Below are 13,423 nucleotides of genomic sequence, written 5' to 3' on the forward strand. Positions count from 1 at the left end.
CAGAATGAGTAAACCAAGCCAGTTCTCCCTGCTGCCGCAACGCCGTTTCGGCCCGTTCTTCTGGACGCAGTTCTTCGGCGCGTTCAACGACAACGTGTTCAAGACGGCGCTGCTGGTGGCGCTTACCTACGACGCCCTGAGCTGGACGACGATGGAACCGGCCATGCTCAACAGCCTGATCCCCGGCCTGTTCATCCTCCCGTACGTGCTGTTTTCCGCCACTGCCGGCCAGATCGCGGACAAGGTGGAAAAGGGCCGGCTGGCGCGCTTCGTGAAGGTGCTCGAAGTGGCCATCATGATGATCGCGGCGGTGGGCTGGCTGACGCACACGCTGTGGATCCTGATCGCCGCGGTGGTCGGCATGGGCCTGCATTCGACCCTGTTCGGGCCGGTGAAGTACGCCTACATGCCTCAGCACCTGAAGCCGGAGGAACTTGTAGGCGGCAACGGGCTGGTGGAGATGGGTACCTTCGTCGGCATCCTGCTGGGGCAGGTGATCGGCGCCGCGCTGGTGCAGGCAAAGCCCTATGGCGTCGAACTGGTGGCAGGAGCCACCCTGGTATTCGCGCTGGTCGGCCTGGTGGCCAGCTGGCGCATACCGCACTCGCCCGCGCCGGCCCCTGACCTGAAGATCAATCCCAACCCGCTGGCCGAGTCGATCCGCAACATCGCTTTCTCGCGCCAGAACCGCACGGTATTCCTGTCGATGCTGGGTAACTCGTGGTTCTGGTTCTACGGCGCGCTGGTGCTGTCGCAGTTCCCGATATTCGCGAAGGACTACCTGCACGGCGACTACAGCGTGTTCGTGATGCTGCTGACCGTGTTCTCGGTTGGCGTGGGCGCCGGTTCGCTGCTGTGCGAGCGGCTGTCCGGGCACAAGGTCGAAATCGGGCTGGTGCCGTTCGGTTCGATCGGGCTGTCGCTGTTCGGCATCGACCTGTACTTCGCCAGCCTGGGATTCAAGGGCACGGAGGCGGTGGACATGCTGGGCCTGCTGGCACAAGCCGGTTCGCTGCGCATCCTTGCCGACATCATGATGCTGGGCGTGTTCGGCGGCTTTTACATCGTGCCGCTGTTCGCGCTGATCCAGACCCGGTGCGACCCGCAACACCTGTCGCGTACCATCGGCGGCATGAACATCCTGAATGCGCTGTTCATGGTTGCGGCGGCCGGTCTGGCGATGCTGATGCTGAGCCAGGGCTTCACGATTCCCGAGATGTTCCTGGCCACCGCGCTGCTCAATGCCCTGGTCGCGCTTTACATCTTCTCGCTGGTGCCCGAGTTCCTGATGCGCTTCCTGGCGTGGATGCTGATTCATACGATCCACCGCGTGACGACGGTGGACGTGGACCGCATCCCGGAGGAGGGGCCGGCGGTCCTGGTCTGCAACCACGTCAGCTATGTCGATGCGATCGTGATCGGGGCGGCCAGCCCGCGCCCGATCCGCTTCGTGATGGACCACCGCATCTTCAACACGCCTTTCCTGGGCTGGATCTTCCGCACAGCGAAAGCGATTCCGATCGCGTCCGCCAAGGAAGACCCGTGGGTAATGGAGAAGGCATACGTGGATATTGCGAAGGCACTGCACGAAGGCGAGCTGGTTTGCATTTTCCCGGAGGGGAAGCTGACGTCGACTGGCGAGATGAATGAGTTCCGCGGCGGGATCGCCAAGATCGTCGAGCGCAGCAAGGTGCCGGTGATCCCGATGGCGCTACGCGGGTTGTGGGGAAGCCTGCTGACGCGCGACCCGGGCAACCCGTTCGAGCGTTCCTTCGCGCGCGGTCCGCGTTCGAAGCTGGCACTGGCGGTCGGCGTGCCGGTGACGCCACAGCAGGCGACGCCGGAATACCTGCAGCAACAGGTAATGGCCTTGCGCGGCGACTGGAAGTAAGAGGGGCGCGGCTCGCTGCTAGCCGCGCTTAAAACGCGCGGTGGCGAGCTTCTTGAGTTCTTCGTATTTGACCGGCTTGATCAGGTGGTGGTCGAAGCCCGCTTCGATGGTGCGCTGGCGCGCTTCGCCCTGGCCCCAGCCGCTCAGCGCGATCATCAGGATGGACTGGGAGCCGGGCTGGAGGCGGATGCGGCGCGCGGCTTCGTAGCCGTCCATGGTCGGCATGCCGAGGTCCATGATGATCAGGTCGGGGATTTCCTGTTCGACCGCCCGGACGGCTTCGAGGCCATCGTAGGCGGTCGCCACGTTGCATCCGTCCATCTCGAACAGGGCATGCAGCGAGTCGGCGGCGTCACGGTTGTCGTCGACGACCAGCACCTTGATACGCTGGCACGCCGGGGAAGCCGCCGGCTGTCCGCTGTCCAGCTTATCGGCTTCCTTTTTTGGAAAAAGCTCGACCAGCACGCCATTCATTCCTGATGGCGCTTGCGCGGTGTCTGGCAGGCAGGTGGTATCGCGGTCCTGGGTATCCATGGTTGGGCAACTGCCGGAGGATGTTAAATTTCCTAGGGAAAATCCATTTGTGTATATTATATGAACAAATTGAAACGCGCCGCGCGTTTCTGTGCAGGAAAGGCAATTCCCTTGCGGCAGCGCAATCGGTTACAGCGCAGCGTAGTACCTGTGCGTTTTACCCGCCAAAACTTCAAAATGCTCTGATATAATTCGCAACTCGTCGGGGCGTAGCGCAGCCTGGTAGCGTACTTGCATGGGGTGCAAGGGGTCGTGTGTTCGAATCACACCGTCCCGACCAAAAATACTGTTTTAAAACAAAGGCTTACGTGGTTATGCTGCGTAGGTCTTTTTTCTTTTTCGCTGTCGTGCCCTATGTGTGCCCTAGTTCTTTCCTGTGGTACAGGCGTAAAAAAGCCGCTCACAGTGGGATGCTGGAGCGGCTTCTAGGTTAGTGCATGGTCATGCTTGCTTCTCTTTTCGACATCACAAAGTTGTTGAGTTCGGTATCGATCCATCGGGTTTGCTTCGCTGAGAGTTTGAAGGGTTTCGGGAAGCCGTCGTCCGTTTGGACCTTTGCCCAGACGCCTGAGATGCTAATGCTCAGTTTCCTTGCGACTTGTTTTACCGTGAGTAGTTGTTCGAATTGCATATGCCTCCTATTGATTGAGTTTGTGGATATCTGATTAGTGCAAGGGGCTTGCCTTGATCGGCTTGCAAAACGAGCCAGTCTTTTTGTGTCGTCGTTCGGCCTTGATTACGGCGTCAGAGGCTAGCTTTTCAACTACCTCAGCTTCGGACATGTCCCACATATGCTTGAGCTTGTAGAGGTTAAGGCCGAGCGACGTTACTGTATTGCCGAGGAGGCCATCGCTATCCATTGATAAGTCGTTCTTGTGTAATTCCAGTTCTAATTTGTGGTTCATCGTGTTTCCTTTCGTTGTGTAGGTAGAAATAGGTGGCGTGGGCATTTAACGCATTAAAGTAAGTTCACTTATTTTTGAGCGCAAAAGTCCCTCAGTGGATCGCCACCATTTCGAAACTATACTCGATACTGCTGAGTTCTGTCAAGGTGTATGTCTGTGAGGGAGGGGCTTTTGACCGGGTTGTTTGCAGTTCCGACGGTATCGGAATGCAGGAGGAGTCGCCCGGCTTCAATAACCGGTAGGTACTACCGTGCTATATTTGACTTTTCAATAACAACTGGGGATACGCGTGGACATAAATGAAATGGAAGAGACAGTAGCGGCGCTTTACGGCTTAAACATGGCCCAAGCAGGAGCACTTGTAGCTCACCGGACGATGATTGACGCGTTGACTGGTGCGGTTGGCCTGTCGTTACCTCCGTTGCTCGGTGCCGTATCTGACAACCTAGAGAAATTACAAGCGGTAGCGCGAGATCAAGTAGAGCCGGAAGGCGTGGAGGCTTTTGATAGCACCGTCGCACACTTTCAACAGGTCTTGAGTTCTTTTAGGCGATAAGTTACGCGTCAACTTTCTACCTTGAGGGGTGGGTGGTGCTAAAGCGACAAACATTAGTTTTACTTCTTGTGTGTCGTTGCCCACTTCCACGAGCATCGCTACACTATTTTGCACGCACTTTGGAGAGCGACGAAAATGGCGACGACAAAGCGACTTGGTTACGTTGGCTTGGGTGCGGCTGTCGTAGTTGCGCTCCTGTTGCCCATTGCTGCTTTAATTTGGCAGTTTGGCTTTGAAATTAGTGGCAAGCCTGAGGATTGGGCTCAAACCGCTACGGTATTGTCTGGCGCATACGGCCCGCTTCTGTCGCTGCTCACCCTCGGCGTCCTATTTATGCAAGTGCGCCTTCAACGTCAAACAAGCGATCATGTGTTCGAGCAGGCTTTTGTGCAAACCGCCCGTACTGACATCGAGTTCTTCCTTGTCAAGATTGATGCTGCGCTAGATGCGCCTACTGAGGGGGGAGGTACGGCTAGGGAGAGGTTGTTGGCCGCGTTCGCACGCCGAACTTTGGATGAGCTTAAAAGCGAAGCGTTGCGGCAGGAGGCGCTGCGTCTGCATGCGAGTAATCCACAACTCTACTCAACTTGGACTTCCATCTACACCATCCTGATCAGCCTAAGTTGGTACAAGAATACGACTTATGGATTCCACTTTTACACCCCTGTTCAGAAGATCGTTGCGATTGTGCCGATGAAAGTGGGCGCTGCTCTTGACAACTATATTTGGTGTCATTCTCAAGGCGAGTTACGTACCGAGTACCAGTTCAGCACCATCCTAATGAACTGATCGAAGTGAGAGGCGGAGGTGCTCTCGTTCATGCCGTAGGTGTCGAAACTAGTACGTTCACTCACGGCCAAGAGACGGCTGAGAGGATGCAATCGGGGCGAGATTCAGGAGTTAAAGTGCAGCGTCCCAGTAGGGGAAGTGTTGGGCCAGGATTTACCAAATTTAAAAAATTTGGAAGTGCCTATGGGTGTAGGCGACTTTGGAAACACCGAAATCATCATGTTTCCATCACTGTGCTTGGCACATATGCCTACCCAGAGCGAAAATGTGTCGGAATTTCAAAATATGGCTAGGAACGGCTGGCGCTGGCGGGGAGTGCTCAGCCACAACCCGGCGTGATCGTGGCGTGGCGGGGCTGTAGGAGGCTCAGGCTGCGGCGGCTTTGAGGACGCGGTAGACGCTGGACGGGATGCCACGTCCTGCCGCAAGCTGTCGTGACGCCAAGTCTGCTTTACTCTTTTTCCCGACTGAATGTCGAGGATACTTGATTCCGAATTGCAACAAGCCCATAATCGCCGTGCAACACTGTAAATTTATTATCGTTTCACCGACCGATTTTTAACCAAGGTAGGGAGTGTAAATGAACGACAAGTGGGATTTTTACAAAGATAATTCGGATAGCTGGCGCTGGAGGCGTACTGCCCCGAACGGAAACATCGTGGGTGCCTCTTCGCAGGGCTACTCCAACAGGTCGGATTGCGTAGAGAATGCGCGTCGGAACGGGTATACAGGCTAATCTGTACGGGGAAGTTCCTATTCTTGGTGCTTTCCCCTTTCGCTCCCTCCTTACATCATCGCTTTCAGAATTGCAGCTTGCTTCGCTACCGTGCCCCGGCTGCATCCCACTAAGTCCATGATTTCGTTCCAGCTTGATTGTCCAGCTTTCAGATGCCGCTGGATTAGTGCATTGCGCTCGGTATCTTCGACGCGTCCCTGATACTTCCCTGCTGCCTTCGCCTTCTGTACGCCCTGTGCTGCGCGTTCACGGCGGATGATGTAGTCCTTGCGACTGATTGCCGCCAGCATGTCGAGCATCATCCCATTGATGGCCGAGAACATACGTGCCGTGAAGTCGTCGGCTGGCGCGGCCATGATCCATGAAGTCGGGAGGTCGAGTGCTACTACCTTGATCTGTTTGGCGTTCAGGGCTTGCTTTAGCGCGTCCCAGTCAGTTTCGTTAAGGCGTGAGAGGCGGTCTACTTGCTCGATCAGCAGAATATCGCCGTTAGAGGCGTCTGCGATCAGCTCAAACAGGGCCGGACGTCGCAGGGATGCGCCTGATTCGTTCTCAATATAGAAGGCAGCGATGCTCAGACGACGGTCGGCAGCGAATGCTTCAAGCTGGCTCTTGGCACGGGTGGCGTCCTGTTGTTTGGTCGAGGCCCTGAGATATGCACGTACGAACATGGTGTAGTCCTTCACTGGTTGCTGAGCAGGTGAAGTCTATTTTACATGGTATATTAAAATTGGTCCATTTTAAACGGTACTTTTTAATGGCCCAGCCCTTGAGCTACTGAGCCGGAGGTGGTCTTCCTGATCTATACTCGAAATAGACCAACGCGTAGGTTGCCTTTAAAGCGCAATGCAATCAGACTATCCCTTACGCTAACTTTGTAGGTTTGTACGTGAAAACGCTCTTAACATCTCCAGCAGAGACGCCAACCCCCGAAGCCATTTCGGAAACGGACTTCTTTGAAAATGTTCCACCGGGGCAAGCAAAAGAAGTTACTCTTCTTCAAGTTGATCAGGGCGGTTTGCAGAACGCGTACGCTACTTGGGGACCGAAGGATTTGCGACTTTATTGCACGTCGGAGCAATGCGCGGGGTATCGCTTCTTTCAACACGTTGGCGAATGCCAATATAGGAAGAAGGGATTGACAACTATGTTCGCAACATTCCGCTGCCGAAATTGTAACAACCATCGAAAACAGTATGCCATTTCGGTTCGACCGACGACTGATGACAAGGTAGAGATGTTTAAGTACGGTGAACTGCCGCAGTTCGGCCCTCCAAATCCGTCAAAGGTTCTGTCGTTGATGGGGGCTGAAAGGGATGCGTACTTGAAGGGCAGAAGATGCGAAAATCAGGGACTAGGTGTCGGGGCTTTCGCATACTATCGCCGGGTCGTGGAAAATCAGAAATCTAAGATCATCGGTGAGATTCTGAAGGTTGCGGAGAAATTGGATGCGGCTCCTGAACTGATAGAGGATCTGAGAGCTGCCAAGCAAGAAACGCGTTTTACCGAGGCTCTGAACCGTATTAAGCACGGTCTACCTCCCATTCTTCTAATCGACGGTCATAACCCGCTAACCCTCTTGCATTCTGCGCTGAGCGAAGGACTACACGCCACAAGCGATGAAGCATGCTTGGAATTGGCGACGAGTATTCGGGTAGTTCTTACGGAGTTAGTTGAGCGTATGGCTACAGCCGTGAAGGAGGAGGCGGAACTCACGTCTGCCGTTCAGCGTCTCCTCAAAGTTGGCGGGAAACGCTAACCGTACTAAGGTCGTGCCGTTGCTCAGAACGGCAGGATGCCAGCGGCGATGTCGGCCTGTGCTGCTGCACGATCCGCACGCTCAGCTTCAGTGTATGCGGCTACCACGGCTTCGTACTTGGCACGCCGATGGGCGGTGATCTGCTCCGGGGTGAGACCTTCGTGAGCCGGGTCCGGGGCTGTCTGCATGAGGATGCTGTACTTCGTAATGTGCAGAGCCTGCAGTGAAACCGGTACCGTCGCCTAGTAGCAATAGCGGGTCAGGATTGACAGGGAGATCAGGTTCATAATTTACACATCAACGCGAAAAATGTTGTTTCGGCAACATTGAAGTGTTACCGTTGATGCTCATATCATTTGAGTGAGGTAACCGATGCTTCTTGTTTTATTTGTAGTCTGTGTGGCGGTTGCAATTGTTGTGGCCGTTATGGTCAGTGCGGCAAACAATAAGAAGGAACTACGCGAACAGATATCTACGTTACCCGACTTCAGCAAAAGCGAAGTTCTCGCAAGTGATCGCGCTGCCATAGCGTGTAGTGTTGAGTCGGGAAGATTTGCAGTCGGGTTACGCGACAACGGGATAGTCAAGGTTAAGGTGCTCCCCGCAGATACCTTTATCAGTGTAGAAGTTGAGCAGGTTGGCGAGGCGTCGGTGTCGAGAAAGACAGGGTTCGCTAAGTTTTCAACTAACTCTGGACCGAAAGAGATCAACTTGTGCGTCCATTTTCGCGATACAGAGTTTCCAGTGTTGCGGGTTTGCCTTTTCGTCAGAGTCGACGAGACTGCTCTCGGGGAACTCAGTGCTATGAAGATGGGCAGGGATTGGGAGTCAAAAATCTTGGCAGTTGCTCACACCTCAACCACGCGTGCCGTACCACTTATTCAAGATGACGTTAAGGCGATTTCGCCTCCCGGCGTTGCTGCCGAGGTTAGTGCACTTCACCGATTGCTGGTTGAGGGCGTGTTGAGTGAAGAGGAGTTCCGAGAAGCGAAATTAAAGGCGATCAGTCGTTAACTGTGTGCCCGGTAGATACGGTCGGGCTACCGTCCCCGTTACGGGTGCAACATCTCCCACAATTCCATTCCGACGGCTTGAGCCAAGCGTTCCATGCTGTCCACGGAAATGTTCCGCTCTCCCCGTTCTACTTGACCTATGTAGGTGCGGTGCAGCCCAGCCTGCTCGGCCAAAGCTTCCTGAGACAGGTTCAACGCTTCCCGGGCATGCCGAAGGACCAGTCCGAACTGAATCTTGGCTGGTTGTCGCTGTGTAGGTTTCGTTTTATCAGATTTCACGCACAGTAGCGTGAGAGGAGGATGACTTTGGGTCTACAGACTTTGAGTAGCATGTGATAGCATCCGTTCACATCTGCTGGGATAGCTTCTCCACAGGTTTTGATAAAAATACGATAAAGGGATGCGATGAAAAAGACATGGATTGCTATGGCACTATTGGCCGGGGCTACCGTTACTGCCACAACATCGGCGGTTGCTGTTGAAAAGAAGGGCAAGGCAGCGTCAACGGCAGTCAAGGCGATGCCAGTTCAAGAAGCGAAGCAAGTTGAGCCTATGTCATCGGATGAAGTAAAGGCTAATCTTGAGTACATCGACAAGCTGGCAAAGTCAGTTCAAACGTGTCAAATCCTTCACCAAAGCTTGACGGTGATGCTTGATTCAACAATTAACATCAAGGTCATCTCGGCTGAGATGGGCATGCGCGGAAGGCGTCTGTCAGAAATGGCCCGGAAAACTTTAGAGAATGAAGCGGCATCCGAAGCGAACATTCCCGGTGCAGTGCAGTCTTGCATCGCACGGAATAACGATGAGACTGTGGACCCTGCCCGGGGATTCATCCGTGCATTTAAAGACGAAAAGTTGAAAGGTAAGGCGAAAGAAACTGTGGCTCAGTGGATGACCGCACTTGCATCAAGTGGTACGGACAACTTCGGACAAGAGTCCAGCAAGTTTAAAACCCTTGCGAACGGCCTAAAGTTCGACCTGTCATTGGATTAAGTGTAGGCGGGCCGGAGCCTGAGTGGCGTTAGCTCAGGCTCAGCCGTGTGCACCGCAAATGGTCCTACAGCATGGCAAGGCCATGTCATACATCGAGGTACGAAACCCGTTAGGGCTGCGAACAGCCCCGGCCACTGCTTACGGCACGTTCCACGGAAACTACTCCAAACGCCCTACATCAAAAAAACATAGCAGGACATGTGCGATAGCTGTTGCATGGCAAAGCTGAGGCAACACATATTGCACGAGCTATGTCGTACTACATGGCTTCGCCATATTTTTGCAAGATAAGGGCAACCCCGTTAGGGGGGTGTCAGTTAGTCAGTACTGCATGGAATGCGGTAGTTCGAAGCTGTGCAAGGAACGGCTACGGTCGACACGATAGCCTTCCGGCTACGGCTTTTGCAAAAACTCAAGCTTACGCTAGCCTCGCTTTCGCACGGCTCTTCATTAGGTGGCGTTAAATCGCTTTTTACTTGTTGGCACAATTTGCCGTGCAGGTTGACGTTATAGCTTTCTTTGCAGCTACGCAGAATATGCGAGCCTCGCTTCCGCACGGCTCTTTATTAGGTGGCGTTTAATCCAAATCTGACCAATCGATGTCGGAGGATTGATGCCAATGCTGTTCTGCGACCTTAACCGCTTCGCACTCGATGACTCGGAGGCACATTGCCACTTTCTGAGCGTTTCGCAACGAGCCTTTCATTTCCTCTTGAATTGCTTCAGCGGAGAGTACATCCAAGCGTTGGAGAAAACTGACCATCAATGTTTTTCCGAATGACCGAGTGTTGCCACCCATGTCAGCACGTACGGTACCGGCAACGATGTCATCAAAGAATGGGAGGGCTACCAGTGCATCCTTGGGGAAGATGAAACGCTGTAGATAGGGCTTTAGCCGATTTACAACGACTTTCTTCGGCCTACCCCTGCCCGGCTTGGTTGCAGGCAAAATTCCTGGGACTGGACAGGCATTTGGGCGCTCGCCATTACAGGGCGCTGCCCGGTGGATGGGTGCATTTCCCTTGGCTTGCGTATGAAGTTCATATTGAAGATGCAGATTTTCCAACCATCCGTGAATTTCACGTGCCCGAGCTTGCGACTCCCATTGGGCTCGTCGAGCTTTTGGTCTGGACGCACTCGGCGTTTCCGCCGTCAGTGCAATTGGCTTACCAGTACAAAGTGCTAGAGGTACACCAAGATCGGAATCTTGATGATAAGGAAGGATAGCTTCGCCGGGATGATTGATGGCGACTGAAGGCCGAAACGCCGCGTACTGAGGTGCCTCGTAGAAGTTGTTTGGCAGGAACGGCGGGTATTTATGGTGGGGATGGCGGGTTGCTATTTGGGTCATGGGTTGAGTCCTTTATGGTAATGCCGCGAACGGCGCTAGTTGTCTTGTGCATTGCAGGCTTTCAAGGTCATAAAAAAACCGAACTTTCCGGTTAGGGATGCAGTTCGGAATAAGGGCGGATATCGAGGTCGAGGCATCTTACGCTGCCCCTCAACCGTTTCCACAGACACCGGATTTTGGCATGCATGAGCAGGAAAGTCAAAAAATCTTGACTTTAACTTTTGTGTGTGCATATAAAGGCTAAACCCCCCTTTGGCGTTTATACATGGCGATACGAGCAGCTCGAATATGAATGGACTAAAGCAGGTGAAATGTGGGGAATTTCCCCGTGTAGGAATTAACCACAAGCGTCCATTTGCTAACCTCTCGTGTGCTGCTTCAATTCATCGATAGAGTTTGATTAGTCGTGCGGTAAGTGAGCGAGCCTGTTAGGGGCGCGTAGGGCGCATTGACGCTGCGTACGGAGGGATACTCCAATGAGGTGCCGTTGAGCGACTAGCGACGCTGTACGGCACGCTAGGCCCCATTGCTGAGGGGGTACCAATGGAAGCATCCACGGACTTCTCCGGCGTACTGGCTTGAGTTCATCAAGCAGTTTTATCTCTTCCGTTTCGGTCAGAAGTCTGCTTCTTCCTAGAGGTGTGGGCGGCTTGCGGACGAGGGTGCATGGCTTGGACGTTGGCAGTCCCCATTCCTTCCGGGCGTGCGTAACAATGCCGGGGGGGGCTTGGTAGATGCGATTAGAGGCGCTAGGAGGCTTGTGCGAGAGGCGGGCTGGGCTGGTAATCAACTCACTACTATTCGTGCCATAGCGGGGCTGTGAGGGCCCTGCGTGCGTGCCTGTGGCTAGCGGATGGTGAGAAGACCGCCCATCCACTCTGGATGTTATAAAGTTTCATTCGGGGCGTTGGTCAGTTGGTCGAGTAAGTTGCCCAGCTTCGCCCAGCCTTCCCGCTGTTCGTCGGCGTAGTCATGGCGTTGGTAGATGCGCTGCATCCGGTTCTGTTCCGCGTGGTTGGTCATGCGCTCGATGATGTGCTGCTCCACGCCGAGACTTTGAAGTAGGGTGGCTCCGGTCCGGCGTAGGTCGTGTGGCGTCCACTTTTCAGTGCCCAGTACGAGGGAGTCGGCAGCCTTGCTGCGGTTCGTTAGTGGCTTGGATGCCTTCAGTGCGGCTTGCCGGTCGCTGATCTGCTTGGTTGGTGACTTCACGTCGAGGTGGCATGTGTCGTCTTCGCTGGAAAAGCACCAAGTGCTTGTACCGGTGATAGCCTTCAGGGCTTTAAACCGGCGGATGGCGAAGGCCGAGAGGTGGACGGTATGCGCTGGAGCCTTGCCCTTAGTGTTCGCCTCCGGGATGAGCCAAGTGCCGCCTTCTAGGTCCACATGCTTCCATTCCGCCTTGATCGTCTCACCGATGCGGGTGCAGCAGGACAGGGCAAGCCAGATTGCAATCTCGGTGGTCTTGACCAATCTGGCCTTTGGAAGCTGTTTCGCAAGTGCCCGGATGTCGTCGTGTGACAGGACGCGATCCCGCTCGATTTCTTCGTAGTCAGGCTGTGTGATGTCCTGCGGCTTGAGGTTGCAAGTAGGGTCGTCAACAAGCAGCTTCCAAGGCTTGCGACCATTAGACCATTTGAACATTTGCTTCAAGTTGTTGAGAATGACGACGGCCTTGCGGTTGGTCCCTGTACTGGAGATTGGCAGGAGTAGGGCGCGTACGTGGCCTTCCTCCAAGTCGCGTAGTTTCATATGGCCGAGGATGGGGAGTACGTCCCGGTTGAACGACCGTGTGAGTTCGGCTCCGGCGTCCTTACGTCGAGTGGTAGCAAACCATGCGTCGTAGAGGTCGGCTACCGTGTAGTTGTCTACTGCCTTCTGGGTTGACTGGGCTGCTATCGCGGCGGCGTCCGCGTCTAGCTTCTGCTGGTAGTTGACGCCTTGCTTGCCCAGTGCGCGTATCTCTGCTGCCTTCGCCCGCGCGTCTAACAGTGAGATGTGAGCGGCGTCCGACTTCGGGCCGAAGGGCTTAGGCAGGCGGTAGTCGATCTGCTTACCGTTGACTGAGTAGCGAACGATGAAAAGCTTTTCCCCGCTGCTTGTCACGCCGATGAACAGGCCGGGGCTGGCGTTATATTTCTTGTAGGTTGCCGCTGGCTGTAGCTTCTGGATCGCCTGTACCGTTAAGTCTGCCATATCGTTTCGTGCCCTATCTGTGCCCTAGAAAAAGTTGGGTTCAATCAATTCATGCTGGATGAGTTTGGATGATTGAAACCGCTAAGTTATTGATTATAGGCGAATAAGCGATGAATGGCGATGGTGTTAGATAGATAGTTCTTTAAATGGGGTGCAAGGGGTCGTGTGTTCGAATCACACCGTCCCGACCAATAGATTCAACGACTTACGACTCATCCTGTATATGAACCCACCACTGCATATTAGACAGTTGTCTAATATGCAGTGTGGTGGGTTTGTCATTTGTTGCCCGCGATACCTCAACTGCGTCGACGATGACCGTGATGTCGAGGAATGGTGAGGCGCCACGATGGGACTATCCTATGCACGATTGGGCGAACGACTTGACACGGCGAGAACGCGGCGCGAGCATCTGAATATGGAACCACGCATCGCATCGTTAGAAGCCATTTCGGAAAACACCGTAAAGTTGGTGGATGAGATTCGTCGCCGGATGGACGAGGGGTTTCGAGACGCTCGGCGCGAGTCTATTGAGATGCGAGCGGAACTCCGCTCAGAAATTCGCGAGGCTCGAAACGAGTCCAATGAACGGTACAAGGAACTCCGCACGGAGATGCGTTGGGTGGTAGGCATCCAGTTTACGACATTGCTTGCAGTTCTTGGCTTGCTGGCCAGAGCCGTCAATCTCTTCTAATCT

At 54.3% G+C, this 13,423-nt stretch carries 15 protein-coding genes and 1 tRNA gene; 9 read left to right on the forward strand and 7 right to left on the reverse strand.

Features of this window, described 5'->3' with window-relative positions; all coding sequences use genetic code 11:
- Positions 1 to 4 precede the first annotated feature (4 nt).
- Positions 5 to 1,891: an MFS transporter gene (locus D3872_RS19765; protein ID WP_119812422.1), complete on the forward strand. Its 1,887-nt coding sequence runs from the start codon at positions 5 to 7 to the stop codon at positions 1,889 to 1,891.
- 18 nt (positions 1,892 to 1,909) lie between these two features.
- Here the strand turns inward: D3872_RS19765 and D3872_RS19770 are convergent, their stop codons facing one another.
- The gene (locus D3872_RS19770) at positions 1,910 to 2,425 is read right to left on the reverse strand and encodes a response regulator (RefSeq protein WP_119812423.1); all 516 of its coding nucleotides are present in this window, start codon (positions 2,423 to 2,425) and stop codon (positions 1,910 to 1,912) included.
- A 203-nt stretch (positions 2,426 to 2,628) separates the two neighbouring features.
- Here D3872_RS19770 and D3872_RS19775 point away from each other — a divergent pair.
- Positions 2,629 to 2,705 (forward strand) — tRNA-Pro (locus tag D3872_RS19775).
- Between the two features lie 150 nt (positions 2,706 to 2,855).
- Here the strand turns inward: D3872_RS19775 and D3872_RS19780 are convergent.
- Positions 2,856 to 3,056 (reverse strand): helix-turn-helix transcriptional regulator, encoded by a 201-nt coding sequence (locus D3872_RS19780; protein WP_119812424.1) that lies wholly within the window; start codon positions 3,054 to 3,056, stop codon positions 2,856 to 2,858.
- 34 nt (positions 3,057 to 3,090) lie between these two features.
- Complete coding sequence (locus D3872_RS19785) at positions 3,091 to 3,330, reverse strand: hypothetical protein (protein ID WP_119812425.1); 240 nt, start codon at positions 3,328 to 3,330, stop codon at positions 3,091 to 3,093.
- A gap of 289 nt (positions 3,331 to 3,619) precedes the next feature.
- Here D3872_RS19785 and D3872_RS25335 point away from each other — a divergent pair, with 289 nt between their 5' ends.
- The 3 genes from D3872_RS25335 to D3872_RS27540 all read left to right on the forward strand — a co-directional run bounded on the left by D3872_RS25335 (position 3,620) and on the right by D3872_RS27540 (position 5,411).
- On the forward strand, positions 3,620 to 3,886 hold the full coding sequence (locus tag D3872_RS25335) for a hypothetical protein (protein WP_147373935.1): 267 nt from the start codon (positions 3,620 to 3,622) through the stop codon (positions 3,884 to 3,886).
- Between the two features lie 135 nt (positions 3,887 to 4,021).
- Entirely contained in the window at positions 4,022 to 4,675 is a 654-nt protein-coding gene (locus tag D3872_RS19790; RefSeq protein ID WP_119812426.1) for a hypothetical protein, read from the forward strand.
- A 580-nt stretch (positions 4,676 to 5,255) separates the two neighbouring features.
- Positions 5,256 to 5,411, forward strand: a complete 156-nt coding sequence (locus tag D3872_RS27540) for a YegP family protein (protein ID WP_119812427.1) — start codon at positions 5,256 to 5,258, stop codon at positions 5,409 to 5,411.
- Between the two features lie 50 nt (positions 5,412 to 5,461).
- Here D3872_RS27540 and D3872_RS19800 read toward each other — a convergent pair whose 3' ends face one another.
- Positions 5,462 to 6,082 (reverse strand): recombinase family protein, encoded by a 621-nt coding sequence (locus tag D3872_RS19800; protein ID WP_119812488.1) that lies wholly within the window; start codon positions 6,080 to 6,082, stop codon positions 5,462 to 5,464.
- A 218-nt stretch (positions 6,083 to 6,300) separates the two neighbouring features.
- On the opposite strand from D3872_RS19800, the gene D3872_RS19805 reads away from it, so the two are divergent.
- Positions 6,301 to 7,170 carry a hypothetical protein gene (locus D3872_RS19805; protein ID WP_119812489.1) on the forward strand — a complete coding sequence of 290 codons (870 nt, stop codon included), beginning with the start codon at positions 6,301 to 6,303 and terminating at the stop codon, positions 7,168 to 7,170.
- Positions 7,171 to 7,542: 372 nt separating this feature from the next.
- Positions 7,543 to 8,184, forward strand: a complete 642-nt coding sequence (locus D3872_RS19810) for a hypothetical protein (RefSeq protein WP_119812428.1) — start codon at positions 7,543 to 7,545, stop codon at positions 8,182 to 8,184.
- A gap of 38 nt (positions 8,185 to 8,222) precedes the next feature.
- On the opposite strand, the gene D3872_RS19815 is transcribed toward D3872_RS19810, so the two are convergent.
- A complete protein-coding gene (locus tag D3872_RS19815; protein ID WP_220476972.1) occupies positions 8,223 to 8,462 on the reverse strand; it encodes a helix-turn-helix domain-containing protein in 240 nt (79 codons plus the stop codon).
- Positions 8,463 to 8,588: 126 nt separating this feature from the next.
- Between D3872_RS19815 and D3872_RS19820 the strand changes: the two genes are divergently transcribed.
- Complete coding sequence (locus D3872_RS19820) at positions 8,589 to 9,179, forward strand: hypothetical protein (RefSeq protein WP_147373936.1); 591 nt, start codon at positions 8,589 to 8,591, stop codon at positions 9,177 to 9,179.
- A 577-nt stretch (positions 9,180 to 9,756) separates the two neighbouring features.
- On the opposite strand, the gene D3872_RS25340 is transcribed toward D3872_RS19820, so the two are convergent.
- Both D3872_RS25340 and D3872_RS19830 read right to left on the reverse strand, forming a co-directional pair.
- The gene (locus D3872_RS25340; RefSeq protein ID WP_147373937.1) at positions 9,757 to 10,530 is read right to left on the reverse strand and encodes a hypothetical protein; all 774 of its coding nucleotides are present in this window, start codon (positions 10,528 to 10,530) and stop codon (positions 9,757 to 9,759) included.
- An 885-nt stretch (positions 10,531 to 11,415) separates the two neighbouring features.
- Positions 11,416 to 12,726, reverse strand: a complete 1,311-nt coding sequence (locus D3872_RS19830; protein ID WP_119812431.1) for a tyrosine-type recombinase/integrase — start codon at positions 12,724 to 12,726, stop codon at positions 11,416 to 11,418.
- Between the two features lie 418 nt (positions 12,727 to 13,144).
- On the opposite strand from D3872_RS19830, the gene D3872_RS19835 reads away from it, so the two are divergent.
- Positions 13,145 to 13,420 (forward strand): hypothetical protein, encoded by a 276-nt coding sequence (locus D3872_RS19835; protein WP_147373938.1) that lies wholly within the window; start codon positions 13,145 to 13,147, stop codon positions 13,418 to 13,420.
- Positions 13,421 to 13,423: the final 3 nt, after the last annotated feature.

Source organism: Massilia cavernae, from assembly GCF_003590855.1.
Taxonomy (GTDB): domain Bacteria; phylum Pseudomonadota; class Gammaproteobacteria; order Burkholderiales; family Burkholderiaceae_D; genus Telluria_A; species Telluria_A cavernae.

What these genes read in the sequence shown, in the direction of transcription:
- D3872_RS19800 (WP_119812488.1), bottom strand. Translation starts at nt 6,082, where the DNA reads ATGTTCGTACGTGCATATCTCAGGGCCTCGACCAAACAACAGGACGCC.
- D3872_RS19765 (WP_119812422.1), top strand. Translation starts at nt 5, where the DNA reads ATGAGTAAACCAAGCCAGTTCTCCCTGCTGCCGCAACGCCGTTTCGGC.
- D3872_RS19810 (WP_119812428.1), top strand. Translation starts at nt 7,543, where the DNA reads ATGCTTCTTGTTTTATTTGTAGTCTGTGTGGCGGTTGCAATTGTTGTG.
- D3872_RS19835 (WP_147373938.1), top strand. Translation starts at nt 13,145, where the DNA reads ATGGAACCACGCATCGCATCGTTAGAAGCCATTTCGGAAAACACCGTA.
- D3872_RS19820 (WP_147373936.1), top strand. Translation starts at nt 8,589, where the DNA reads ATGAAAAAGACATGGATTGCTATGGCACTATTGGCCGGGGCTACCGTT.
- D3872_RS25340 (WP_147373937.1), bottom strand. Translation starts at nt 10,530, where the DNA reads ATGACCCAAATAGCAACCCGCCATCCCCACCATAAATACCCGCCGTTC.
- D3872_RS19785 (WP_119812425.1), bottom strand. Translation starts at nt 3,330, where the DNA reads ATGAACCACAAATTAGAACTGGAATTACACAAGAACGACTTATCAATG.
- D3872_RS19770 (WP_119812423.1), bottom strand. Translation starts at nt 2,425, where the DNA reads ATGGATACCCAGGACCGCGATACCACCTGCCTGCCAGACACCGCGCAA.
- D3872_RS19790 (WP_119812426.1), top strand. Translation starts at nt 4,022, where the DNA reads ATGGCGACGACAAAGCGACTTGGTTACGTTGGCTTGGGTGCGGCTGTC.
- D3872_RS19830 (WP_119812431.1), bottom strand. Translation starts at nt 12,726, where the DNA reads ATGGCAGACTTAACGGTACAGGCGATCCAGAAGCTACAGCCAGCGGCA.
- D3872_RS27540 (WP_119812427.1), top strand. Translation starts at nt 5,256, where the DNA reads ATGAACGACAAGTGGGATTTTTACAAAGATAATTCGGATAGCTGGCGC.
- D3872_RS19780 (WP_119812424.1), bottom strand. Translation starts at nt 3,056, where the DNA reads ATGCAATTCGAACAACTACTCACGGTAAAACAAGTCGCAAGGAAACTG.